The sequence below is a fragment of the Bacillus sp. LSHTCR4 genome (genome assembly GCF_057197025.1).
Genome location: NZ_JBXUNO010000006.1, coordinates 14,247 through 39,721 on the forward strand (window position 1 = coordinate 14,247; position 25,475 = coordinate 39,721).

General features: G+C 36.1%; 24 protein-coding genes. 11 read left to right on the plus strand and 13 right to left on the minus strand.

Going from position 1 to position 25,475, the window contains the following annotated elements:
* Nucleotides 1–19 precede the first annotated feature (19 nt).
* The 4 genes from AC2CGR_RS24900 to AC2CGR_RS24915 form a co-directional block, all read right to left on the minus strand.
* Nucleotides 20–1,492: a sodium:solute symporter family protein gene (locus AC2CGR_RS24900; RefSeq protein ID WP_087966989.1), complete on the minus strand. Its 1,473-nt coding sequence runs from the start codon at nucleotides 1,490–1,492 to the stop codon at nucleotides 20–22.
* Nucleotides 1,489–1,686 (minus strand): DUF3311 domain-containing protein, encoded by a 198-nt coding sequence (locus AC2CGR_RS24905; protein ID WP_087966991.1) that lies wholly within the window; start codon nucleotides 1,684–1,686, stop codon nucleotides 1,489–1,491. The genes AC2CGR_RS24900 and AC2CGR_RS24905 overlap by 4 nt, the downstream gene beginning before the upstream one ends.
* Before the next feature lies 1 nt (nucleotide 1,687).
* Nucleotides 1,688–2,863 (minus strand): amidohydrolase, encoded by a 1,176-nt coding sequence (locus tag AC2CGR_RS24910; RefSeq protein ID WP_087966993.1) that lies wholly within the window; start codon nucleotides 2,861–2,863, stop codon nucleotides 1,688–1,690.
* Between the two features lie 132 nt (nucleotides 2,864–2,995).
* A complete protein-coding gene (locus tag AC2CGR_RS24915) occupies nucleotides 2,996–3,706 on the minus strand; it encodes a C39 family peptidase (RefSeq protein WP_046197145.1) in 711 nt (236 codons plus the stop codon).
* A 380-nt stretch (nucleotides 3,707–4,086) separates the two neighbouring features.
* Here AC2CGR_RS24915 and AC2CGR_RS24920 point away from each other — a divergent pair, with 380 nt between their 5' ends.
* From AC2CGR_RS24920 to AC2CGR_RS24955, 8 genes are all read left to right on the plus strand, one after another.
* Nucleotides 4,087–5,502, plus strand: coding sequence for an amino acid permease (locus tag AC2CGR_RS24920; RefSeq protein WP_087966996.1), 1,416 nt, complete (start codon nucleotides 4,087–4,089; stop codon nucleotides 5,500–5,502).
* Between the two features lie 282 nt (nucleotides 5,503–5,784).
* Complete coding sequence (locus tag AC2CGR_RS24925; RefSeq protein WP_001176167.1) at nucleotides 5,785–6,660, plus strand: cytochrome aa3 quinol oxidase subunit II; 876 nt, start codon at nucleotides 5,785–5,787, stop codon at nucleotides 6,658–6,660.
* A 33-nt stretch (nucleotides 6,661–6,693) separates the two neighbouring features.
* On the plus strand, nucleotides 6,694–8,628 hold the full coding sequence (gene qoxB / locus AC2CGR_RS24930) for a cytochrome aa3 quinol oxidase subunit I (protein ID WP_131101411.1): 1,935 nt from the start codon (nucleotides 6,694–6,696) through the stop codon (nucleotides 8,626–8,628).
* A 13-nt stretch (nucleotides 8,629–8,641) separates the two neighbouring features.
* Nucleotides 8,642–9,244, plus strand: a complete 603-nt coding sequence (gene qoxC, locus AC2CGR_RS24935; protein WP_000729317.1) for a cytochrome aa3 quinol oxidase subunit III — start codon at nucleotides 8,642–8,644, stop codon at nucleotides 9,242–9,244.
* Nucleotides 9,245–9,556 carry a cytochrome aa3 quinol oxidase subunit IV gene (gene qoxD / locus AC2CGR_RS24940; protein WP_000531379.1) on the plus strand — a complete coding sequence of 104 codons (312 nt, stop codon included), beginning with the start codon at nucleotides 9,245–9,247 and terminating at the stop codon, nucleotides 9,554–9,556. It begins immediately after the preceding gene.
* Between the two features lie 220 nt (nucleotides 9,557–9,776).
* Nucleotides 9,777–11,606 carry a monovalent cation:proton antiporter family protein gene (locus AC2CGR_RS24945; RefSeq protein WP_484481320.1) on the plus strand — a complete coding sequence of 610 codons (1,830 nt, stop codon included), beginning with the start codon at nucleotides 9,777–9,779 and terminating at the stop codon, nucleotides 11,604–11,606.
* A gap of 52 nt (nucleotides 11,607–11,658) precedes the next feature.
* Entirely contained in the window at nucleotides 11,659–11,916 is a 258-nt protein-coding gene (locus AC2CGR_RS24950) for a DUF4022 family protein (RefSeq protein ID WP_131101407.1), read from the plus strand.
* Between the two features lie 14 nt (nucleotides 11,917–11,930).
* Nucleotides 11,931–12,368 (plus strand): GNAT family N-acetyltransferase, encoded by a 438-nt coding sequence (locus tag AC2CGR_RS24955; RefSeq protein ID WP_000633755.1) that lies wholly within the window; start codon nucleotides 11,931–11,933, stop codon nucleotides 12,366–12,368.
* A 39-nt stretch (nucleotides 12,369–12,407) separates the two neighbouring features.
* On the opposite strand, the gene AC2CGR_RS24960 is transcribed toward AC2CGR_RS24955, so the two are convergent.
* The 3 genes from AC2CGR_RS24960 to AC2CGR_RS24970 all read right to left on the minus strand — a co-directional run bounded on the left by AC2CGR_RS24960 (nucleotide 12,408) and on the right by AC2CGR_RS24970 (nucleotide 14,471).
* Nucleotides 12,408–12,836 (minus strand): hypothetical protein, encoded by a 429-nt coding sequence (locus AC2CGR_RS24960; RefSeq protein WP_131101405.1) that lies wholly within the window; start codon nucleotides 12,834–12,836, stop codon nucleotides 12,408–12,410.
* Between the two features lie 4 nt (nucleotides 12,837–12,840).
* Nucleotides 12,841–13,041, minus strand: a complete 201-nt coding sequence (locus tag AC2CGR_RS24965) for a helix-turn-helix transcriptional regulator (RefSeq protein ID WP_000301181.1) — start codon at nucleotides 13,039–13,041, stop codon at nucleotides 12,841–12,843.
* A gap of 137 nt (nucleotides 13,042–13,178) precedes the next feature.
* Nucleotides 13,179–14,471: an NCS2 family permease gene (locus AC2CGR_RS24970; RefSeq protein ID WP_000487209.1), complete on the minus strand. Its 1,293-nt coding sequence runs from the start codon at nucleotides 14,469–14,471 to the stop codon at nucleotides 13,179–13,181.
* Nucleotides 14,472–14,751: 280 nt separating this feature from the next.
* On the opposite strand from AC2CGR_RS24970, the gene AC2CGR_RS24975 reads away from it, so the two are divergent.
* Together AC2CGR_RS24975 and AC2CGR_RS24980 are read left to right on the plus strand one after the other, a co-directional pair.
* Nucleotides 14,752–16,143 (plus strand): amino acid permease, encoded by a 1,392-nt coding sequence (locus AC2CGR_RS24975; RefSeq protein ID WP_087967002.1) that lies wholly within the window; start codon nucleotides 14,752–14,754, stop codon nucleotides 16,141–16,143.
* A gap of 181 nt (nucleotides 16,144–16,324) precedes the next feature.
* A complete protein-coding gene (locus AC2CGR_RS24980; protein WP_087967003.1) occupies nucleotides 16,325–17,872 on the plus strand; it encodes a DNA-binding protein in 1,548 nt (515 codons plus the stop codon).
* Between the two features lie 35 nt (nucleotides 17,873–17,907).
* Here AC2CGR_RS24980 and AC2CGR_RS24985 read toward each other — a convergent pair whose 3' ends face one another.
* Complete coding sequence (locus tag AC2CGR_RS24985) at nucleotides 17,908–19,629, minus strand: DUF2339 domain-containing protein (RefSeq protein ID WP_484481321.1); 1,722 nt, start codon at nucleotides 19,627–19,629, stop codon at nucleotides 17,908–17,910.
* 140 nt (nucleotides 19,630–19,769) lie between these two features.
* A complete protein-coding gene (gene brnQ1 / locus AC2CGR_RS24990; protein ID WP_087967008.1) occupies nucleotides 19,770–21,071 on the minus strand; it encodes a branched-chain amino acid transport system II carrier protein BrnQ1 in 1,302 nt (433 codons plus the stop codon).
* A gap of 251 nt (nucleotides 21,072–21,322) precedes the next feature.
* Between brnQ1 and AC2CGR_RS24995 the strand changes: the two genes are divergently transcribed.
* Nucleotides 21,323–22,708 carry a peptide MFS transporter gene (locus tag AC2CGR_RS24995; protein WP_087967010.1) on the plus strand — a complete coding sequence of 462 codons (1,386 nt, stop codon included), beginning with the start codon at nucleotides 21,323–21,325 and terminating at the stop codon, nucleotides 22,706–22,708.
* A gap of 30 nt (nucleotides 22,709–22,738) precedes the next feature.
* Here the strand turns inward: AC2CGR_RS24995 and AC2CGR_RS25000 are convergent, their stop codons facing one another.
* From AC2CGR_RS25000 to AC2CGR_RS25015, 4 genes are all read right to left on the minus strand, one after another.
* Nucleotides 22,739–23,860, minus strand: a complete 1,122-nt coding sequence (locus tag AC2CGR_RS25000) for a YHYH domain-containing protein (RefSeq protein ID WP_484481322.1) — start codon at nucleotides 23,858–23,860, stop codon at nucleotides 22,739–22,741.
* Between the two features lie 138 nt (nucleotides 23,861–23,998).
* Complete coding sequence (locus tag AC2CGR_RS25005) at nucleotides 23,999–24,631, minus strand: class A sortase (protein ID WP_001041721.1); 633 nt, start codon at nucleotides 24,629–24,631, stop codon at nucleotides 23,999–24,001.
* Nucleotides 24,632–24,747: 116 nt separating this feature from the next.
* Nucleotides 24,748–25,221, minus strand: a complete 474-nt coding sequence (locus AC2CGR_RS25010) for a DUF2178 domain-containing protein (RefSeq protein WP_001037094.1) — start codon at nucleotides 25,219–25,221, stop codon at nucleotides 24,748–24,750.
* Nucleotides 25,214–25,432 (minus strand): helix-turn-helix transcriptional regulator, encoded by a 219-nt coding sequence (locus tag AC2CGR_RS25015; protein WP_240588821.1) that lies wholly within the window; start codon nucleotides 25,430–25,432, stop codon nucleotides 25,214–25,216. Before AC2CGR_RS25015 ends, AC2CGR_RS25010 begins: the two co-directional genes overlap by 8 nt.
* Between the last annotated feature and the right edge of the window lie 43 nt (nucleotides 25,433–25,475).

Genomic DNA, 25,475 nt, shown 5'->3' on the forward strand with positions numbered 1-25,475 from the left:
GATAGCTCTAGCATATGGATTACTTTTCTACTATTATATTGTCCGCTTTTATAGACACATTTTTCGTGAACCCGCTAACGATAAACATCACAATCATATTCATTAACAACGCAACTATACCTACATTTAAATCTTTTATATATTGAGGGAAACCCGGAAACATCGTAGCTATAGTTGAACCAGATAAAGTAATATACGCCACCACTAACAACCCAATCCCCATGCCCGCAATTGCTCCTTGCTTCGTAATAATCTGACGTGGAAACAAACTACATACAAGTGCAGGGAAAAGTTGTGTCACTATACTATATCCCATTAAAAGAAGTGCCCCTATCGTTTCTCCACCTTTAAAAGTAAACAAAACAGCTACAAGCGTTACTACAGGAACAAATAATTTCGCTGCTTTTGCCACTTGTCGATCCGAAGCAGATGGGACCATTGTTCCGTAAATATTTTTCGCTAATAATGTTGAAGCGGCCATGACAAGCATAGAACCCGGAACTAATGCCGTTAAAACTCCAGCACTACCAATAATCCCAATAAACCAAGGATCAAAAGTTTGAAGAGCCAGACGGAATAACGAAAGGTCTACATCCCCTCCCTTCAATCCAGGAACTTGTAAGATAGCTGCGAACCCTGCAAAGAACACGAAAAGTAAAACTAAAGAATACAGTGGCATAATGGCCGCATTTTTACGAAATACTTTTTCATTTTTTGCAGAGAAAGCAGAGGCGAATGTATGGGGCCACATATAGAAACCGAGAGCTGTTAATACAATAGTAGAAACAAACCAAGAAATGCTCATTCCTTCATCAGGTAAAGATAAAAATCCTGGTTTTGCTGCTTCTACAGCTTCAAACATCGGCTGAAATCCTCCGTAATAATGGTACGGTAAATATATACCTAAAAACATAACGATAAACAGGATCATAATATCCTTCAAAGCGGCCGTCCAAGCAGAGCCGTGTATACCTGAAACCATTACATATATCGTTATAACAATTGCGCCAATCCACACTGCGATAACTGGTGATACCCTTCCGTAAGACGCTTCCGAAACGATAATTCCTAATCCTTTTAACTGTAAAACAAGGTATGGGATAATCGAAATAACCCCAATGATAGAAACAATAAGGCCAAGTGCCTGACTCTTATATTTCTTCACAAAAAAATCTGGCTGTGAAACTAGATTATGCTCTTTTGCATATTTCCAAACTGGTGGTAATAAAAAATAAGATAAAATATAAGCTAATGCACCATAACCTAAAATATAAAAAGTAGGTGCTCCTTTACTATACGCCCATCCACTTCCACCTAAAAATGTGAATGTCGTATAAATTTCACCTGCCATAAGAAGAAAAACAAAAATAGTACCAAAGCCTCTTCCTCCAACTGACCATTGCTCTAAATTCATATCTTTTCCATGTTGTGCCCGAATTCCTAAAAATAGTGCGAGAAACAAAAATAAAATAATAATAAGTAATGCGGTCATTTTATATCCCCCTTATTAGCAGGATCAAATACGTACACAATCCCCATACAAAGAGATGCAATAAGCACTGATAATAATACCCAAAATAATAAAAATGGCATCCCTAATATGTAAGGAGTAACTGAATTAGCAAATACGGGTCCAACAACTAAACAAAAAACTGGAATAAGCGCTAATACGTGTATTTTCTTCATCTCATTCTCCTTTACTTATAAAATTCATAATGGATGATACAAAAACTTCCACGCCAATCGGTAATGCATCTTCATCAATCGTAAAACGAGGGTGATGGTGAGGATATATAATTCCTTTCTCTTTATTTCCCGCTCCGATAAAAAAGAATGTCCCTGGCGCCTTTTGTAAAAACGCTGAAAAATCTTCTCCAGCCATCGTCGGCTGTAAACGAGTAACTCGTTCCCTTCCATAAAGCTGTAATGCTGTTTGCTCAATAATCTCTGTAACTTCATAATCATTTACTACTGGACGATATCCATATTCATACGAAAACGCATATTTCGCTCCATAAGCTTCCGTTACATGCTTTACAATCTGTTCAATCCTTTTCTCTGTTTCTTCTCGCAACTCATGTCTTAAACTCCGCACTGTCCCTTCAATCTCCGCTTGTTCTGGAATCACATTATGGGTTGTCCCAGCGTGAAACTGCGTAACAGATACTACAAGAGAATCTAACGGATTCGTGAGGCGAGATACAATTTGCTGAAGCTGCGAAACCACTTGTGTACCAATTGCAATACTATCAACAGTTTCATGAGGGATTCCAGCATGTCCGCCTTTTCCTTCTATTATAATTTTAAAAACATCTGGGGCAGCCATTGCAGGACCATAAATTACACCTACTTTTCCAACCTCTAACGATGCCCAAAGGTGAGCACCAATAATATAATCGACCCCTTCCATTACACCCGCTGCAACCATTTCCTCTGCACCACCAGGAAAGTTTTCTTCAGCATGTTGGAATAGAAAACGAATCTCCCCTTTAATCTTCTCTCTTGCTTCTACTAACTTATGTACAACTCCAAGTAATATCGCTATATGTCCATCATGGCCACATGCATGCATCACACCCGGATATGTAGAAATAAAGTCAAACTCATTTTCTTCATGAATAGGAAGAGCATCCATGTCAGCTCGAACCGCAACTATTTTACCAGGCTGCTTTCCAATCAACCTTGCCATTACACTATATTTTGTAGGTCTTGATACTTCTAAACATGGGATTTCCCGAAGTATATCGAACACAAACTGCGATGTTTTCTCTTCTTGAAAAGATAACTCTGGATACTTATGAAAATGCCTTCTCCACTCAACTAACTGATCCTTTGACAAAACAAGTTCTTTTGCAACATCCATTTCTCTTCTCTCCTTCTTCACCAAGTTAAATGTTATTATAACGTGAATTGTTAACTTTTAAAAGAATCTTCTGAATTTTCCGTTATAATAACTTAAAAATAAAAAGCCATCAAAAAGACGGCTTTTTCATTATTATAAAATAGTAATTGCTTGTTTCCCCATTTGCTCCCAGGCTTTCTCAAACTCTGCTCGTGGAACAGCGAAACGCGGATTATTTTTTAGAGGATCATTTACATATACAAAGTTTTGATCGTATCCAACTACTACTACACTATGCTCAAAATATGTAATTTTCACTTCACCAGAGCTTGTATTCCATGTTTCAAAACTACTTTCAGCTAGCGGCTTAAACGTTGTATTAATAATAACCCATACTGGAGAACCAGAACTAATTACCTTATATAGATCATTCACGTCTCTATCTGTTAAATTAATTACTTTTTCAGAAACATATTTTTCTGCTAAATTAAAGATTGGTTTATTGTATACACCATATCCCGGTTCAGCTTTCGTATAAATATTTCCAACAAATCCCTCATAAGGATTTCCACGCAAACCATTTTGTTCAAATGGAACTCGATGAATTTCACTAGCAAGCTGCATCTTATCCACTTGCACACCTTTATATTGTAGCAACATAGCTAAACTTGTCACTTCACATCCACGAGGTAATTCTGGTAACTGCTTTATAAACGGAACATTTTCAATCATAGCCGCTTCTTTCATTTCAGATAGAAAATCTAAGCGTAGCACTTGTGCCTTTTGTATAATCTTATCTTTCCCTATAAAAAACGCTGCAGCAAATATAATTCCAAAAACAAAAAGATATTTTAACTTTTTCATTTTAAACAAAACTCCATTAATTATTATTTTACAGACATACCTTCTACCATTGTACCTTTCTTCTTACTAGTTTGCTAGAAAGATTCTGTGAATTATTGTTCACAACTACATCGTTATAAAATTCTAATTATTTTTAATAAAAAGAAAAAACAATATACTTTTTAGCAACATTTTGCTAAAATCAAAATTATTAACATGGTGAAGATATCACTTTGTTAATAAACACATTCTTAGAGTATTTAGTCATAGTTCGTTTTTTTACATACTCCATTCATTTCATAGCAAATAAACTGAGTATGTGTCACATCCCCCACTAATGATTAAAAACTCAGAATGAAAACCAATTAACACATTTAAGAAAATAACGGGGTGAGGGGCATATGAATCAACAAGTAGAACAAACAGATTTAAAACGTACAATGAAAAGTAGACACCTATTTATGATCGCACTTGGTGGTGTTATCGGAACTGGCCTATTTATGGGATCTGGTCAAATCGTCCATAACGCCGGCCCTGGTGGTGCTATTCTTGCATTTTTAGTCGGTGGATTTGTTATGTATTTAACGATGTTATGTCTTGGTGAATTATCCGTAGCTATGCCAGAAGCAGGTTCATTCCAAAGCTATGCAAGCAAATTTATTTCACCTGGTTTTGGTTTTGTTGTCGGTTGGATGTATTGGTTAAATTGGGCTGTTACAGTTGGAGTAGAGTTAACAACTGTAAGTATTTTAATGAAACGCTGGTTTCCAGACGTTTCTTCGTGGATTTGGTGTGTCACATTTGCGGCAGCACTCTTTCTTGTAAACGCTTTATCGGCAAAAGCATATGCAGAAGCAGAATTTTGGTTCGCAAGTGTAAAAGTCGCAACTATTGTTGTTTTCATCGTACTCGGTGGTGCAGTTATGTTCGGTCTACTAGACTTTAACGGAAAACCAGCTCCAATGCTTCATAATTTCACTGAAAATGGCGGCCTATTTCCAAATGGTGCATTAGCTGTTCTTCTTACGATGATTACAGTAAATTACTCCTTCCAAGGAACAGAATTAATCGGAATTGCTTCAGGAGAAAGTGAAAATCCTGAAAAAACAATTCCTAAAGCAATCAAAAATACTATTTGGCGCACGCTATTCTTCTTCGTCCTAGCAATATCAGTTGTTGTAGGTTTACTCCCGTGGCAAGAGGCTAATCTAGTCGAAAGTCCATTTGTACTTGTATTTGATGTAGCTGGTGTTCCATATGCAGCAGACATTATGAACTTTGTTATTATTACAGCTGTATTATCCGTAGCCAATTCTGGTCTATACGCAAATTCGCGTATGCTTTGGGCGATGGCAAAACAAGGAATGGCAAGTCCAGCATTTACGAAATTAACTAAAAAAGGCGTACCACTAAACGCATTGATTTTCAGTCTAATCTTTGCAAGTCTATCCCTATTAACAAGTGTATTTGCAGCAGATACTGTCTTTTTAGTTTTAACATCTATCGCAGCAATGGCTGCTGTTGTCGTTTGGATGTCAATTGCGGCTTCACAGTTTTTCTTCCGTAGAAACTTCGTGAAAAGCGGTGGTGACATAAATGATTTAAAATATCGCACACCACTTTATCCGCTCGTTCCAATCGTAGCGTTCTCACTCAATTTCATTACATTTGTTAGTTTAGCTTTCATTCCAGATCAGAGAATCGCTCTTTATTGCGGCATTCCATTTATGGTCATTTGTTACATTTTATATCAAGTGAAATATAAAAAAATTGTCACATTTGAACAACAACAGACTATTTCACAAGAAATAAACTAAATATACGAAATATTCAGCTATCTTTCTTATGATAAGATAGCTTTTTTCTATTTCTTGGGTATCCTGGTATAACTTTATTTATCTTAAAATTTTCACAATCGCATTTTTCTCTGGAAAATAGTTTACAATGTAATCAAGTTACAAATGATATTCACCTTAAAAAGTGTGCATTTGTGTCTATTTTTTAACAATATCTCAAAAACTATTGCCTTCTATAAATTAATAGGTTTATATTGTTTTATTGGCATAGTTTCAATCCAAGGAGAAAGGAGATTTTCAATCGTGCAACTAAAGAAAGCGTTTTGGAAGTTGGCTTCGCTTCTTCCGTTATCATTACTTCTGTTCCTCGGTGGCTGTGATAAAAAACTCGCAGTATTAAATCCGCAAGGACCTGTTGCAAAAGCACAGTATGATTTAATTGTTTGGTCATTCTTGCTTATGTCATTAATTATCGCAATTGTATTCATCTTGTTTACAGTCATCTTGATTCGTTATCGTGAAAAACCAGAGAATATGGACTATGAGCCACCTGAACAACACGGTAACACATTATTAGAAATCATTTGGACGCTTGTTCCTGTTATTATCGTTATCGCATTATCGATTCCAACAGTAAAAGCAACTTATGCTTCGGAAGAGGTTCCGAAAGAGTCCAAACATATTAAACCAGTGGAGATTTATGTTACATCTGCAAACTGGAAATGGTTATTCAGTTACCCAGAGGAAAAAATTGAAACCGTTAACTATTTAAACATCCCAGCTGGTGTACCAATTCAATTCAAACTGACTTCTGTCGGCCCAATGAATGCTTTCTGGGTACCAGAACTTGGTGGTATGAAGTACACAATGGATGGCATGATTATGGACCTTTATTTACAAGCTGATAAGCCAGGTTCTTACCTAGGTCGTAGCGCGAACTTCTCTGGTGAAGGATTTACTCACATGGAGTTCGAAGTTGAAGCAAAAACTAAAGAGAAATATGACAAGTGGGTTAAAGAAGTACAACAAACTGCTCCTAAACTAACAGAAGATAAGTACAACGAAATTGTTAAACCTGGTGTAGTTGGTCGTATGACATTCTCTAGCCATCACTTAAGTTATGTAGATCCAAAATCACTTGAATATTGTGATTACAACTACTACAAAAACAAAAAATAATAGCTATAATTCCAACAGATTGGAGTGAACACAGTGAAGCTTGATGAATTCTTTGTCACAGGTGACCCGATTATTTACGGTGCAGACGCTTCTATCGTTCTTGTGACATTAGCAATCATTTTCGTACTAACAAAGTATAAAAAATGGAAATGGCTTTGGGACGAATGGTTAACAACTGTTGACCATAAAAAGATTGGGGCCATGTATATTATCTCTGCGGTTATTATGTTATTCCGTGGTGGTATGGACGGTTTAATGATCCGTGCACAGTTAACATTCCCAGAAACAACTTATTTAAACGCTGAACACTATAACGGAATCTTCACAACACACGGTACAGTTATGATTCTTTTCATGGCGATGCCATTCGTTATGGGATTAATGAACCTTGTAGTACCATTACAAATTGGTGCTCGTGACGTTGCATATCCGTTCTTAAATGCTTTAAGTTTCTGGTTATTCTTTGTCGGAGCAATGTTATTCAACATCGCTTTCGTAATCGGTGGTTCTCCAGACGCTGGGTGGACTTCTTACTTCCCAATGGCAGGTACAGAGTTTACTTCTGGTGTAGGAAATAACTACTACGCAATTGCATTACAGATTTCAGGTCTCGGTACGTTAATGACAGGTATTAACTTCCTTGTTACTATCTTAAAAATGCGTACACCTGGTATGACTTTAATGAGAATGCCAATGTTTACTTGGTCAATCTTAATTACAACGATTATCATTATTTTCGCTTTCCCAGTATTAACAGTTGCTCTTGCATTAATGACATTTGACCGTCTATTCGATGCTCACTTCTTTACGATGGCGAGCGGCGGTATGCCAATGTTATGGGCCAACCTATTCTGGGTATGGGGTCACCCTGAAGTATATATCGTTATTTTACCGGCATTCGGTATTTTCTCTGAAATCATTAGTACATTCTCACGTAAACGTCTATTCGGTTACAGTGCGATGGTATACTCAATGGTTGCAATTTCTTTACTAAGTTTCGTCGTATGGCTTCACCACTTCTTCACGATGGGTGCAGGTCCAGCGGTTAACTCATTCTTCTCGATTTCGACAATGGCGATTTCGATTCCAACCGGGGTTAAGATCTTTAACTGGTTGTTTACACTGTATAAAGGACGTATTCGTTTTACAGTTCCAATGCTTTGGTCATTGGCATTTATTCCAAACTTCGTAGTCGGTGGGGTTACAGGGGTTATGCTTGGTATGGCAGCAGCTGATTATCAGTACCATAACAGCTACTTCCTAATCGCTCACTTCCACTACGTATTAATCGCAGGTACAGTATTCGCTATGCTTGCTGGATTCACATTCTGGTATCCAAAAATGACTGGTCATATGTTAAATGAACGCCTAGGTAAATGGACATTCTGGATCTTTATGAGCGGATTCAACATCTGTTTCTTCCCAATGTACTTCTTAGGTTTAGACGGTATGACTCGTCGTATGTACACTTACTCTGAAAGCCTTGGATGGGGATGGCTAAACCAAATCGCATCTGTCGGCGCAGTAATGATGGGTATTGGTTTCGTACTTCTTTGTTACAACGTAATTTGGAGTGCTCGTCACGGTGAACGTGACACAACTGGAGATCCATGGGACGGCCGTACACTTGAATGGGCAACTCAATCTCCTGTACAACATTACAACTTCGCGCAACTTCCTGAAATCAAAGAAGCTGATGCTTTCTGGTACATGAAAAAACGCGGAGAAACAGTTACACCAGCAGCAGAAGATATCAAACCAATTCACATGCCAAGTAACTCTGGTGTGCCTATTATTGCGTCTTTATTCTTCGGTCTTGCAGGTTTCGCATTAGTATTTAGCTGGTTCTGGCTTGCAGCAATCGGCGGCATTGGTATTTTAGCTTGCTTAATCTATCGTTCATTCGATTACGATGAAGGTTACTATATTAGTGTTGATGAAATTAAAAAATCAGAACATGTAGCATGAGAGGTGAAATGATATGGCGGCTTTAGATAAAAGCTTACCTTTGGAATATCAATCCGAACAAAGCAGATTGAATATCCTAGGATTCTGGATTTTTCTTGGGGCTGAAATTATGCTGTTCGCAACACTTTTCGCCTCTTATCTAGTACTCGCTGGTCGTACGGCAGATGGCCCAACACCAGCACAACTGTTTGAACTTAAAACGCTTTTAATTCAAACATTATTACTTTTAACAAGTAGTTTCACATGTGGTATCGTGATTCACGAAATGCGTAAGCACAACCAAAAAGCAATGCTTGGATGGTTCGTCCTTACATTACTTTTAGGTGCAGGCTTCCTATTCTTCGAGATTGAAGAGTTCATTATGTATATTGGTGAAGGCGCAACAATTCAAACAAGTGCCTTCCTATCTGGATTCTTCGTTCTTCTTGGAACACACGGAGCCCACGTAACAGGCGGTATCATTTGGGCAATTTGTGTTATTATCCAAATTTTAAAACGAGGTTTAACACCAGTTACAGCTCGTAAAGTATTCATTATCAGCTTATACTGGCATTTCCTTGATCTAGTTTGGGTCTTTATTTACACACTAGTTTACTTGAACGGGATGGTGGCGTAAATGGGTCAAAATAACAACCAAGCAAACGGGCATGCGCATAGCGGATTCCCTTGGTCACACGTTTTCGGATTTATTTTATCGCTTGCACTAACGTTTCTAGCTCTATACGTGGCACTTTACACAAACCTGCCACTATCAACGATCTTAACTACCATTATCATAATGGCTGTTGCGCAAGCGTTGTTACAATTAATTATGTTCATGCATTTAAAAGAAGGAGAAGGAAGAGTTCAAATTCTTACTATGATTTACAGTTTCTTCGTTGCAACTGCAACAGTTGGTTTAACTGTATGGATCTTCTTCTCAATGTAATGTACATGAAAAAGACTGCTGAGATTCCTCAGCAGTCTTTTTTTATTCCCTCTCCTATTACATCCACATTACGGAATTAACAACAGAATCATGAAAAATATACTTATTATGACAAATGTTAAGAAAACTCTTTCTTTATGAAATCGAATCCATATGCGTTGCTTTTCTACCTATTATATGGCTAAATAGGTACTATATTTATTTGAAGGGAGAGAACGCAATGGAACATCACACTTCTGTTCTATCACTTATGGTTGTCGTTGCAATCGCGTTTTTCGTTCCCCTTTTGTTACAACGCTTTAAATTAAAAGCACTTCCTGTCGTTGTTGCAGAAATCATCGCAGGAATCTTTGTAGGTAAAAGTGGGTTTAATATTATTGAGCCAGATATGTGGCTTCAAGTCTTATCGACACTAGGATTTATCTTTCTTATGTTTTTAAGCGGTTTAGAAATTGATTTTTCTATCTTTAAACAAAAAGGGAAAAAGAACACGACAAACGAACCAAACACATTCCAAGCAGCAAGTATTATCTTCTTATTTATTTTCATCTTATCTTATGCCCTATCACTACTATTCGTATGGCTAGGATTTGTAGATAATGCAATGTTTATGACTTTAATCATTTCAACAATTTCTTTAGGTGTTGTCGTACCAACATTAAAAGAGAATAACTTAGGAAAAACAGCAATTGGGCAAATCATTTTATTAGTCGCTGTTATTGCGGATTTAGTTACAATGATTTTACTCGCTGTATTCGTCGGATTAAATTCCGAAAGCGGCCAAAGCATGTGGCTCCTTCTTCTTCTATTCGGCGCTGGTATTGTTATTTACTTCGTTGCAAAACGTTTTAAAAATATTCCATACTTGGATAGCTTAAAAGCTGGAAGTGTACAAATTGATACACGAGCTGTTTTTGCACTCATCTTAATATTAGTTGGGTTATCTGAATCCGTTGGAGCTGAAAATATTTTAGGTGCCTTCTTAGCAGGTGTACTCGTATCATTATTATCACCAAATGAAGATATGGTTGAAAAACTGGATTCTATCGGATACGGTTTCTTCATTCCTATTTTCTTCGTAATGGTTGGTGTAAATTTAGAGGTTTGGTCTATTTTTAAAGAGCCTTCTAGTATGCTAATGATTCCAATTCTAATTGTAGGACTCTTTATTTCAAAGCTGTTACCATCACTCGTTTTACGAAAATGGTATCCACGTAATATCGTACTGGGGAGTGCCATCTTATTAACATCGACACTTTCTTTAGTTATTGCAGCTGCACAAATTGGTGAAAAGCTAGGGATCATCAGTCCAAGTTTATCTGCTTCCCTTATTTTAAGCGCAGTTATTACTTGTATTTTTGCGCCTATATTATTTAAAAAGATGTTCCCAAAAGTAGAAACGCAAAAACCAAAAGTTTCTATTATTGGTGCGAGCAGAATTACCCTTCCGTTATCACTTGATTTAAAACGAGAAGATTATGACGTAACACTATATATGATGCGTCAAAACAAAATAAATGATGAGGAAGCGAAATCACATGACTTCCCTATCGTGAAATTAGATGACATCACAATCGCATCGTTAACTGAACAAACAGCCTTTCATGCAGACCGAGTTGTTGTTGCAACAAGCGATGATGAACAAAACTTACTATTAGCAGAACACGCAAAAGAACTAGGTGTTGAACATGTTATTGCAAGTGTAGAAGATCCACTTCTACAAGAAAAAGCAACACAAGAACATATCGCCGTATTCTCAACAATTAACTCTACACGTATTCTATTACGTGCGCTAATTGATAAACCGAGTCTCGTTCGCTTAATTACAACAGCAAACGAAACAGTCCGTGAAGTTGAACTACGGAGCAATAAATATAACGGCGTTGCACTTCGTCGCCTTCCGTTTTTAGGTGATGTACTAGTCATTCAAATTTATCGTGGGAATAAAGCATTAATCCCACATGGTGATACAAGACTACAACACGGTGATACATTACTTGTAACAGGCTCAAAAGAACATATCGATACACTAAAAAACATATTAGAATAAAAAATGCCCCTCACATAATTGAGGGGCATTTTTTTCCATTTCATATGGTAAAATGTTACTATCACATATTATGAGGATGGATTACATTATGTCTATTATAACTTTAGCTCTCTTATTATTAGCCGAAATACTCGTGGCCATTATTCTCATCGGTGTTAGTATTGAAATTTGTAGTTACGGATGGAAAAAGTCAAATGGAATAAAATACTCTTGCCTCTTACTTTCACTCCTTCTCGGAACCACTAGCATACTCGGGCTTTTCGCTGCCCCTGCCTATTTCTTTATACAATTAACAGAAAAAGCGTTATAAGAAAGGATGTTAATATGATTACCGTGAAAAATATTGATGGATCTGAAACTTACGTATTACGTCAAAAAATTTTGCGCCCGAGTCAAACATTAGCAGATTGTAAATACCCTTCCGACTATGAAACAGACAGCTTTCACTTAGGAGCATTTATAAATGATAAACTGATTAGTATCGCTTCCTTCTCAAAAGAAATATATCCTGACCTACCTACAGGTATTCATTATCGACTACGAGGAATGGCCACATTACCTGAATTTCGAAACAACCACGCTGGAAGCTCCTTAATTCAGAAAGCAGAACAAATCTTACAAGAGCGTCAAGCAAATATGCTATGGTGTAATGGCCGAATTACTGTAGCTGACTATTACAAGCGCTTAGGTTTCCAAGAACATGGTGAAATCTTTGAAATTGAACCAATTGGCCTTCATAAAGTACTTTATAAAAGAATATAAGAAAAGCTTTCCTCAATACGGGAAAGCTTTTCTTATATTTCAATCTTCACTTTTTATTTTTTTCATATATATGTATATAAACAGGCTAGGAACTAAAAAACAAGCAAACATAATAAGTCCTGTCATACTAATTTCTTTTATTGAAATATCTGGTGTTACAAAGATACAAATAGCTAAAATTCCAATAACAATACTTACTGGAACGAATAATAGCTTCATAAAATAACTACGTGGTACTCCCCCTGTATGCTCATACACTTCCACTGAATTTTTCAAGTTTAAAAAGTTAATAACTATGATCCCGCCCATAAACACCATTAATAAATCCGAAACACTTTCATATCCTGCATCTTGCAAAACGTAGCGGTAAAAAACAATACCTAGTATGAAAATATTTTGTAAGATGAAAACGAGCCTAATATGTTTTAGCCCCTCAATCATTAAACGTTCATCTTTCATGATTCTCATTCCCTCACTCCTCTTCCTCCCAAAATAAATCATTCAATGTTTTGTCTACCGCATAACAAATTTTCAAACACAAATCTAACGATGGATTGTATTTCCCCTTCTCAATTAAACTAATCGTTTGCCTTGTAACTCCTACTTTTTCTGCTAATTGTTGCTGTGTTAAATCTAACTGAACACGCGCGACTTTTATTTTACTTACAGCCATTCATGTTCCCCCTCCATCTATATTGTAACATATATATTCCATTAAGTAATTTATATTTTGCGTGACTGATTATAGTTTCACTTTATTATACACAAAAAAGGGGCCTCTCATAAGAAGCCCCCTCTCCTATATCTATATTATAAGAATAAATGACATCCAAATAAAATTGTAAATAAGTAGAGTAGCGGATGTACTTCCATCCCTTTCCCCTTCACAATTTTTAAGACTGGATACACTAGAAATCCAATTGCAATTCCATTCGCAATACTAGATGTTAACGGAATACCAACAAAAATTAAAAATGCTGGTAATGCATCTTCAAATTCATTCCAATTAATATCACGAATACTTTGTGCCATTAAACTACCTACAATAATTAATGAAGGAGCTGTAATAGCGGCTACACTTGATAAAGAAGCAATAACAGGGCTAAAGAATGCTGTTATAATCGTTAGGCCGACTACTACAATACCTGTTAATCCCGTTTTACCACCTGCAGCAATACCAGCTGACGATTCGATCGTCGCTGCTGTTGGGCTTGTCCCAAAGATAGAGCCTGTAGTACCGCCAATTGCATCCGCAATAAATGCTTTACCAAAACGTTTCTCTGTATTATCTGTAATTAAACCTGCTTGTTTAATTAAACCGAGTAATGCTCCTGTTGTATCAAATAACAGTACAAGTAAAAATGAAAATACAACGCCATATAATCCGTATTCAATTACATCTGAAAAGGCGTTAATTGGATTTGAAACGATAATCCCCTCTGGTAAATGAGGCATCGCAACAATTTTATCCGTAAACTTCAGCTGCCCTGTAAAGAAGGCGATAATTCCTGTCACAATCATACTAATAAATAATGCACCGCTCACACGCAATGTCATTAATACCGCCGCCAAAATCAAACCAATTAAAGTTAAAATAACGGCTGGAGAATGGAAATCACCAATCGTAACTAAGTTAGATGGATGATCAACGATAATTCCAGATAGACGTAATCCAATAAAAGCAATAAATAACCCAATTCCACCTGCAATTGCATGTTTTAAACTGTCAGGAATTGCGACAATTAGCTTTTGCCTAAATGAAGTGAAAGATAATAAAAGAAAAATGATACCTGTTACAAATACTGCTGAAAACGCAATGACATATGTAATCCCCTCTGCCTGTTGAACAACAGAATAAGCAAAATACGCATTCATTCCCATAGCTGGAGCAATAACAATCGGATAGTTAGCTAAAAACGCCATACATAGCGTCCCTACAACAGTCGCAATAATAGTTGCCGTAAAAGCTTGATCAAATGGTACACCTGCATCAGATAATATTTTCGGATTGATGACAAGAATATACGCAAATGTAAAAAAAGTTGTGATGCCAGCTAAAAGCTCTTGCTTCACAGAAGTGTTATATTTTTGTAATTGAAACATGGTTATGTACCCTTCCTACATCTGAATTATTATCACACATTCTTTTCTTACTAGTATGTGAGAAAATATAATACTTAATCTTAACAATCAATAAAAAGAAGAGTCAATATATTCGCTAATAGTTCGAATTTTAAGTTTAAGTCTGACAAGCACAGATGTAGTACAGTTAATAATGATTATTTTTGTAGCATAACAGATAGAAATGTTTTATAATTTGAAATAGTTAAATATTTAGTAAACGCATTCAAATATCGTTCACTCTACAAGGGGGATTCTTCTTATGCAGCACACAAACAAATCTGGAACTTTAAACCGCGGTTTAAAAGAACGACATATTACTTTAATGTCACTCGGTTCAGCTATTGGCGTTGGACTATTTTTAGGATCTGCTTCTGCTATTAAACTAGCTGGCCCTTCTATTTTACTAGGCTATATGATTGCTGGACTCGTTATTTTTTTCATTATGCGAGCACTCGGAGAAATGGCAATTGAACAACCTGTTGCTGGCTCTTTTAGTAAATATGCATATGATTATATTGGACCACTAGCTGGCTATATTACCGGTTGGAACTACTGGTTCTTATGGGTTGTTACTTGCATGGCTGAAATTACGGCTGCTGGCATTTACATGCAGTACTGGTTCCCAGATATTCCGCGCTGGACTTGGGCGTTACTCGCTCTATTATTAATGAGCGCTTTCAACTTCTTATCCGTAAAAGTATTTGGAGAACTTGAATTTTGGTTTGCTCTCATTAAAATTGTCACAATTATCTGTATGATAGTAGTCGGAGCTGGTATTATTTTATTCGGATTCGGAAACGGTGGTATCGCCACTGGTATTTCAAACCTTTGGTCACATGGTGGCTGGTTCCCAAATGGTTTTTCTGGGTTACTCCTCTCCATGCAAATGGTGTTATTCGCTTATTTAGGCGTTGAATTAATCGGTGTTACAGCGGGTGAAGCTCAAAATCCGAAAAAAACACTCGCAAAAGCAATCGATAACGTATTTTGGAGAATATTACTGTTCTACGTTGGGGCTCTATTCGTTATGATGGCAATTTATCCATGGAACGAACTTGGTGAAAAAGGAAGTCCATTCGTATTAACATTCCAACAAATCGGTATCGCAAAAGCAGCAGGAATTATTAACTTTGTCGTATTAACAGCAGCTCTTTCTTCTTGTAATGGTGGTTTATTTAGTACAGGCCGTATGCTATATACATTAGCTCAGCAGAAAAAAGCTCCTGAAAGATTCGGTCGTTTAAATAAAAATGGCATTCCAAGTCAAGGAATTGTAGCAACGGCAATCGTTTTACTCATTGGCGTTATATTAAACTATCTTGTACCTGCAAAGGTATTTACATGGCTCACTAGTATTTCAACTTTCGGAGCAATTTGGACTTGGGGCATTATATTAGTCGCTCAAATCAAGTTCCGTAAAAGTTTACCTGCGCAAAACAAACAAAAGTTATCGTATAAAATGCCTTTATACCCAATAAGTTCATACTTCTCACTCGCTTTCCTTGCACTAGTCTTATGTATAATGGCGTATTCAGAAGATACAAGAATTGCATTGATTGTTGGCCCAATTTGGCTTATTGGTTTAGCTATTGTGTATTACATGAAAGGTTTTCATAAAATTGATGAAACACCTAATTCAAAAATTAGTTAAACAAAACATCCCTTCCTTATTACTTGGAAGGGATGTTTTTATATCTATATAAATATTTCTCAACAAAATTCACGGTATTTTTACAATTTTTTAATATTTTTTATGTTTTCCGTCTTTATTTTTACAGAAAAATAAATTACATTATTAAAGCACATATATTTATTATTAGGGGGATTCTTCTATGAAGAATAAAAAATGGATTACATTTTCTTTAGCAACAGCAATTACACTAAGTATAGGGGGTTCGTTCATACCATCTACTTATGCCGAAAGCTCTGTAGACCCAGCTCCTGAAATTGCTGCAAAAGTTGTAAATCAAAACAATGGGAAGAAAGTATTATTCGATAATACACACGGTCAAACGGCTGGGACAGCTGACTGGGTTATTGATGGTGGCTTTTCTGATTTCGGAAACGGCATTGCCCAAAACGGATATCATGTAAAAGAACTACGTAAATCAACACCGATTACATACGAAGATTTAAAAGGCTACAATGTGTTTATCGTTCCAGAAGCAAATATTCCTTACAAAAAATCTGAACAAGATGCTATGTTACAATACGTGAAAAATGGCGGTAGTATCTTCTTCATTGCCGATCATTATAATGCAGATCGTAATAAAAATCGGTGGGACTCTTCTGAAGTATTTAACGGATATAGACGCGGTGCTTGGGATAATCCAGCAAAAGGAATGTCTAACGAAGAAGCCAATTCACAAGCTATGCAAGGAGTAGAAAGCTCTGATTGGCTATCTGACAACTTCGGTATTCGATTCCGCTATAACGCAATCGGCGATGTTTCCGCTAAAAATATTGTATCACCTGAACAATCATTCGGAATTACAGAAGGGGTTTCATCTGTAGCAATGCATGCTGGTTCTACTTTAGCAATTACAAATCCAAAACTAGCAAAAGGACTTGTTTATCTTCCAGAAAACCCATCAAAATGGAATAACGCTGTTGATAGCGGTGTGTATAACGGCGGTGGTGTTGCAGAAGGTCCTTATGCTGCTATCGCAAAAGTAGGACTTGGAAAAGCTGCCTTTATTGGAGACTCTTCTCCTGTTGAAGATGCTACGCCAAAATACGTTCGTGAAGACTCTGGCCAAACAAAGAAAACTTACGATGGATATAAAGAAGAAAACGATGCGATCTTACTAGAAAATATCGTAAATTGGCTATCAAATAAAGAAACATTTACAAGTTTAGACCAAGTAAATGGTTTACAACTTGATTTACCTACCACTTTACAAACATTTGAACAACCAAGCTTATCAACTGAGCCACAACCTGAACCTTGGAGTGCGCCAAATGCAGGTTATCAATGGTTTAATACAAATACTTTTAAACCTGGTTCATATGGCTATAACGGTGCAGTAACAGCAAATGACTACGTAGTTACACACCCTAGCACTCTACCAAACAATGAAGTGTTCCAAATCAAAATTCAAGTAAATAACTTACTACCAAACACAACCTACAATAATTATTCTTTAGGTATATTTACTACTGGCGGTACACAAGTAGCAAAAGTTCAAAATACAAACGGCACTTGGCCATCTACTTTCGGATATAGTAGTGCATTTTCTTTCACAACAAATAGCTTAGGTTCTGCTGAAAAAATTGTGAACGTACAAATCGATCCAAATACGACTGGACAAGCAACACTTCGTCTACGCCAAAATACAACAGCGAAATATAATGAAGCTGTAACGATTAATAAGAAATAATGAAAAAGGCCATCCTTATACGGATGGCCTTCTTCTCACTTCTCTTCTTTTGAGAAAAACATTCTTGAAATAACGATACCTATACTTCCTACGATTAAGAATAACACTGCCCTAATCATCATTGAAACTTCTGGTAAGTCTAGAAGGAATAACTTTCCTATCGTTACGACTAACACGACTAAGCCGGCATATAATATTTCATTCATATTTTTATTCCGTCCAAACCAAACTGCAAATAATGCATATACCATCCATAATAACGATACGGATACACTTATTATGCTTCCATCTGTGGACAAAACTTCACCGATTCTCGTAATTGTAATAAATACAATCACCATAAACCAATAGAGTATTATAGAATACATGTACTTGCCAAAGCTCGCTAATACTTCTTTCGCTTGTCTCATGCAATAATAGAATGTTCCTATTAAAATAAGATGAGCAACAAAGCCTGCCGAAATAAATTGATCAAACGGACTAAAAATAGTCTGTATCATTCCAATTGCGTAAACCGTCGCACTAACATACAATTTTATCTGTTGTTTTCCTTTAATAGAAGTCACCATACCGAGGAAACCTTGTAATAATAGTACAATCGCTGCATTCACTAAACTATACTCATATAAAATCGCTAAACTAAATGCTCCCATTGCGAAACCAAATAAAAGATCTGTAAATGTAGAATGTCTATTCTTCCTATATTCAAACACGAACATAATAGCGTGCACGAGTGCACTTATCATTAACCCCCATGTTGTAAATTCAGGTATTCTTGAAATGGCTATTATAAAGAAGACTGCATTCGCACTAAATATCGCCAAGCGTGGTTCTACTATAAAACTTCTCTCCGTAAACATATGCCAAAATAATAGTAAGTGAATCAAACCATATACTACTGTTAACTGGACTTGCAAATCCTCTACTAACATTGACATAACAGCAAAGAAAACAAAAAGCACAATAGCAGCGACAACATAAGAAATCATATATAAATACTGATAACGATTTTTCAACGCATACCATAATAAGCTAAGCGTTAGTATCGTCTCATATCCAAAGAAAATATACGGATTAGGAGTCGTACTATTTAATAAGAATGGCACGAAGAAAGCTCCTACCGCTACGAAGATAGTAAGATATTCCGATTGATACCTCTTCGCTATATAAATACCTAAAATGACCCATACGATATTACATAGAAACGCGACGTTCGCTGGAATAAATCCATATAAATAATGTGCCGCAAATGTCGTTAAAACTATACCTGTAATACTTCCTCCTGCTAATACTAACCCTAACGCTTGCCGCTCTCGTTTAATTTGAATATCCCCTATATAATAAAAACCGATTGATAGGACAATACCAAACATAATTCGTATTGCTGGTGTTAATAGTCCAGCATCTACCCCTGCTTTAAATAACCAGATTACTCCAAGTAACATAATACCGACAAATATGCGTGGCAACCACGTTTGGCAAAACTTAATAATATTAAATGGTTCTGGTTTAAAAACAGCTATATCTACTTGTTTTACCTCACGCTCTTGCACAGGCTCTTTTATTGTAACTACTTCTTCTTTTGTTTTTTCTTCCATTACCGTTTCAATATATTCTTTCTTTTCCGTCTTAACATGTTGCTGAGCATTTTCTACTTTTATTCCTCTTTGTTTTGCTTTCAATTCAAAAAGCGCTTCTTGCATTGTTTCAATTGCCGTTTCGAGCGCTTCTATTTTTTTATTTAAATCCTCCTTCATATACTCCCCCCTCACCACTAATTTTTTCACTCAACCTATATATTACCAATTACCTTTATCATACTCTTAGTCTATTCATTTCCAATGCTATTTTTCCAAAAAAAGAAAGGTGTTTTCCGAAATAGGAAAACACCTTTTACTTATTTATTCTTATTTAAAACACTACTCACGATAACACCAATACAAGCACCTATAATAGCTGGAGCAATCCACCCAACACCTTCTGTATAAAACGGAATGTATTTTAATACTGATGCCCACTGATTCAACATTACATTTTTATTGAAAATATCAACTGCACTAAATACCGCTACAATTACAATTGTAACTGGATATATGCATACATACTTCCCAATATACTTGTGAAATAGCCCTAAAATAATAAGCGTTAGTGCAACTGGGTAAATAAATCCAAGAATTGGTACTGATACTTTTAAAATTTGTGTTAATCCTAAATTAGCTAAAATCATACTAACAAAACTTAAGATAAATGCCCAAACTTTATACGCTACTTTTGGAAATGCACTTGCGAAAAATTGACTACAAGATGTAACAAGCCCGATTGAAACACATAAACACGCAATCGTAAAAATAAGGCCTAATAAAACGACTCCGCCTTGTCCAAATAATGTAGTCATCACTTGTGCTAACACTTGCGCGCCATTATCAAATGTCCCCAATGAACCACTCATTGAACCAACATATCCAAGTATGACATAAATAATAGATAATAATAGTCCTGCACCAATTCCAGCAATACTCATATATTTCGCTAAACCTTTATCATCTTCAATACCTTTTGCACGAAGAGCATTTGCAATCACAATCCCAAAAATTAAAGCTGCTAATGCATCCATCGTTAAATATCCATCTAAAAACCCTTGGAACATAGGTGCTTGTCCATAGTTTCCAGTAGCCTCTTTCACACTACCTACTGATGTAAACATGCTTTTTATAAAGATAAGAGCAATCATACCTAATAATAACGGTGTTAAAACCTTTCCGAACAACCCCATTAATTTAGACGGTGATAAACTTAACCAGTACACAATACTAAAGAAAACAACTGTGTAACATAATAAGATTACGCTACCTGCTTCCGGGAATAGCTGACCCGGTCCCATCTCAAAAGCTAGACTTCCTGCACGCGGAATGCCAAGGCCTGGTCCAATAAATAAATACACGATACACGGAAAAATAATGGCGAATGAAGAATGAACTCTACCCGCTAGCGTTTGAAAACTTCCTGCTTTCGCAATCGCAATAACTCCCAATATAGGAAGACCTGTTGCTGATATAATAAATCCTACTAATGAAATCCACACATGTTCTCCTGCTTCATACCCAAGAAAAGGCGGGAATATAAGATTCCCTGCTCCAAAGAACATTGAGAATAACATAAGACTAATAAGTAAAATTTCTTTTTTCTGTAACAATTTCATCTCTTTCTCCTTCTTTAATTTCATCTTTTATGAAATCAATTCCACATATAAAAAGTGCAAAAACCCGCTTCCTTACAAAGAAAACATAGTCCATAGTCTAACACAAAAGAAACACCCATTCTATAGCTATCCCTCTTTTCCAATTTATTCTGAAAAATCAACCTTTATTGACTTATAATAGTTAATAAGGTAAAATATTAAATGTACAAAATTATTAACTTTGTTTTTGTTTGTGTCAGGAGGAAAATAACATGGAATCAGCGATACAACTAGAAAGAGAACAACAAAGAAAAAAGAAACATCCTCCCGGTTTATACTTACTCTTCTTTACAGAAATGTGGGAAAGATTTAGTTACTATGGATTACGAGGATTATTAACATTATATTTAACGACAGCTTTAGTAAGCGGTGGTCTTGGGTTTAGTCCCGCATGGGCACTCTCTATTTACGGATTTTATACTGGAGCCTGTTATTTCACACCAATGATTGGTGGATACTTAACAGACCGTTTTCTAGGTAGACGAAAAGCGATCACAATTGGTGGTATAACAATGGCAATCGGTAATCTTACACTATTTGCCTTACAAAACCAAGTCGGCCTATACCTCGGATTAGCGCTTATTATTATCGGTAACGGATTCTTCAAACCGAACATCTCTACACTGGTTGGGGAATTATACGAAGAGAACGATCCAAAACGTGATAGTGCATTTACCATTTTCTATATGGGTATTAATGTCGGATCATTTTTAGCTCCACTCGTTTGCGGATTTTTATCAGAAAATTTATTCAAAACAACGGTTGATGGCGTTGTACATTACGGATTCCGTTACGGATTCTTAGCCGCTTCAATCGGAATGATCATTGGACAAATTTTATTTACAACACTATCAAATCGCTTCCTTGGTGATATCGGTAAAAAACCAACTCGCGATTTACAAACAACAGATGGACAACCATCAGTAGGAGATACACCGTTAACAAAAAAAGAAAAACAACGTACTGCAGTTATCGTCATTTTAACATGCTTCGTTGTCTTCTTCTGGGCTGGCTTTGAACAAGCTGGTAGTTCATTAACATTATATACAAACAAATTTGTAGACCGCTCTGTGTTCGGATGGGAAGTTCCAACATCTTGGTTCCAATCGGTCAATCCATTATTTATTATTTTACTTGCTCCAGTCATTTCGGCATTATGGGCAAAACTTGCAACTAGAAAAAAAGGGGACCTAAAAATCCCAACAAAAATGGGACTTGGTATGATCTTGCTCGGTATCGGTTATATCATTCTCGTTATTGCTACATTAAAAACAGGTAGTGATGAACATAACATTGCAGAAAAAGCAAACTTACTATTTATCGTCTTTACGTATCTTTTCCATACGTTAGGTGAGCTATTCTTATCACCTGTTGGACTATCAATGGTTAGTGCACTTGCCCCAGTAAAACTTGCTTCTTTATTAATGGGAGTATGGTTAGCAAGCTCAGGAATCGCCAACATTTTAGGTGGACAACTTGCAAGCTTCACAACTTCACTTGGATATGCTGAAGTATTTACAGTTATTGGCGCTGTAGCAATTGTATTAGGTTGTGTTTTATTATTAATTTCTAAGAAATTAGTGAAATGGATGGATTAAAAAAAGATGAGGGATTTCCCCTCATCTTTTTTATGCTTTCTTACCTTTTTCTATAGCTTGCTCATACAGCTCTTTATGTTCTTTATATTCACTTGGCACGAAATTTTTATAGAAGAATGAGAGCCAGCTATCTCCCTTTTTATATCCTTCCTCTCGAATTTCCGCTGCTTTTTTATTTGATTTAAATCCTTCAGTAAACCATTTCTTTAACGATTCATTCTTTTCATACTTAGCAGGAACTTTCAAATCATAGTTCTCAAATGCATACTTATATCCAGATTTTTCCACTGCCTTTTTTGTAGACTTATAGCCTTTTTCATACGCTGTTTCATATGCTTTCACGTATACATCTTTCTCTCTATTTCCAGGATTCTTCTCAGCTAGTTTCTTACCAGCATTCTCTCCTAGTTCAGCTTGCTCTTTTTCAATTCTTTCTGTTCTTTCTTTATTCCCTACTTTGAATCCGTCTGCAAAGTTCGACTTAAACTCTGGGACAACTTGACTATCATCCATTGCCTCTTGCGCTAAACCTTGTTCTTTTCCTTTTTCGAAATGCGTTTTCTTCTGCTCTTCTAAAGACCATGCCGCAACATAAGCAGTTTTAAAAGCTTCTTTATATGTATCTGATTTTCCAGCTAAATGTGATTCCGTATCATTTTTCCCTGCTTTAAAATCAGTTTCTCCATCCTTTTGTCCCTCAAGCTGTCCTTTTTCCATATCAGCTTGACGCTGTGCTTCCTCTCGCTTACGTGCCTCTTCTGCTTTTCTTTGTTCCTCGGCTACACGTTGACACTCCTCTTCAGCTTTACGTTGCTCTTCTGCCGCACGTTGTTTCTCTTCCTCTACCTTACGCTGTGCTTCTGCTTCACGTTGTTTTTCAGCCTCTGCATTGCGCTGTGTTGCTGCTTTTCTTTCAGCTTCTACAGCACCATTATTATTTTGACTAGGAGCTGGACTCGTTGCACCACTACTAGAAGCTGGTTTATTGTGATAATGATATTCCCCGTACTGTAATCCCCATTTTTCACAATTTGTACGACATGTATGCCCACCATTAGCATCTGTACGCCCTGGATGCGCATAGACTGAAATTGGAGCTACTAATAATGCTACACTTGTTGTTAAAAGAAGTTTTTTCGCCTGTTGTTTCACTCTTGTTCCTCCCAAAATATAGAATTCTAACTTTATTATACATAAATAGAAAAATACTTAAATATCAACTAAAATATTCTATTATTTCTTAACATTAGTAAAAAAGAAGGTCAACTCTTTAAAGAGTTGACCTTCTTTTTACTTCTTCGCCTTCGTTCCTACTAAATCACCAGCAACAACATAACGTTTAGAATTATCTTTCACTGATACACATGTAATTAGCGTTATCTCATCTTTCCCATGATCCTCTACAACTTCCCATTTATCAGGAGTTACTTCAGATACACCAGTAACCGCATATTCATATTCATTTTCATTATCATACAAATAAATTTTATCACCTTTTTTTAGAGACGCTATATCACTAAATAAAACACCTTTTTTAGACATGTTATGTCCTGCTAATGCATAATTCCCTTTTCCCATTACTTGATTTTCTTTTACTGTTGCTGCACCTGATAATAGGTTTTTCTCAGTAGAAGACTTTAAAACAGGAAGTTCTAATGAAACACTTGGGATCGAAATACGACCAATTACTTGTTTCTTATCTAAAGATGCGTTCGCTACTTCTGCCAAGTCTGGTTGATTAATTTTCGAAGCATCTACAAATTCCGTCTCATGTTTTTCATAATCCATCTTTTGGACAGCCTGTACATTTTCAGTCTGTTTCTTTTCAGCTTGATATCCATCATAAAATGGCTTGCCGATTAATACACCACCTACAACAAATAGGAGGATTGCTACTATACTATAAATTCTTTGCTTATTCATATACAATTCCTTTCCCTTACAAAATCTTACTCTACATAAAATGATAAGATAATATTGCTATATGTACAAGTATAAGCTGAAAAGAAACCTTCTTGCCGGTGCAAGAAGGTTTCTTTTCAGACTAACTTATTTCTGTACAATGATACATAAAAAACTGTCATTTGAACAAAAAGCATAAAAAACAAAATATATAATGGATATCCAGGAATATATAAATTTGCTACAGGAGAAAGTGTTAAAAATCCAATAGCAATAACTACTCCATACCAAAATGAAATAAACGTTGTCCGGCATGCCTTTTGCGTGATTTCTTTTTCCCGTTCATCTTCTTGTGGAAATAATAATGGATACATCCAATAAGAGAGAGCTTTATGTTTCTTCTTTTGAAATTTATAAAAAATCGACGTTATAATAGCTACAATTATTAACAATCCTAATGGTATCATATTGATTGTTACTTCAAATGGAAATTTCTCAGTTTCAATAATATTTGCCAGCTCTATCCAAGCATAATAGAGTTCAATAAATGCCCAACAAGCAATCACGAATCTCATCACATTTACAATATAAGAAACAGCAAGTTTATTCATCCTCTTCCCCCTCCTTATTTAAAACAAACACATCTTCCATCTTTAACTGAAATACATCGCAAATCGTAAGCGCTAATAACAAGGAAGGAACATAATCTCCTTTTTCAATTGCCGCGATTGTTTGTCTCGTCACTCCAACCTTTTCTGCTAATACACTTTGCGAAAAATTAAATCGAGCTCTTAATTCCTTCACTCTACTTAAAATGGTCAAATTTACCACCTCTCACCACCATTGTATGCTACCCTTAACAAAA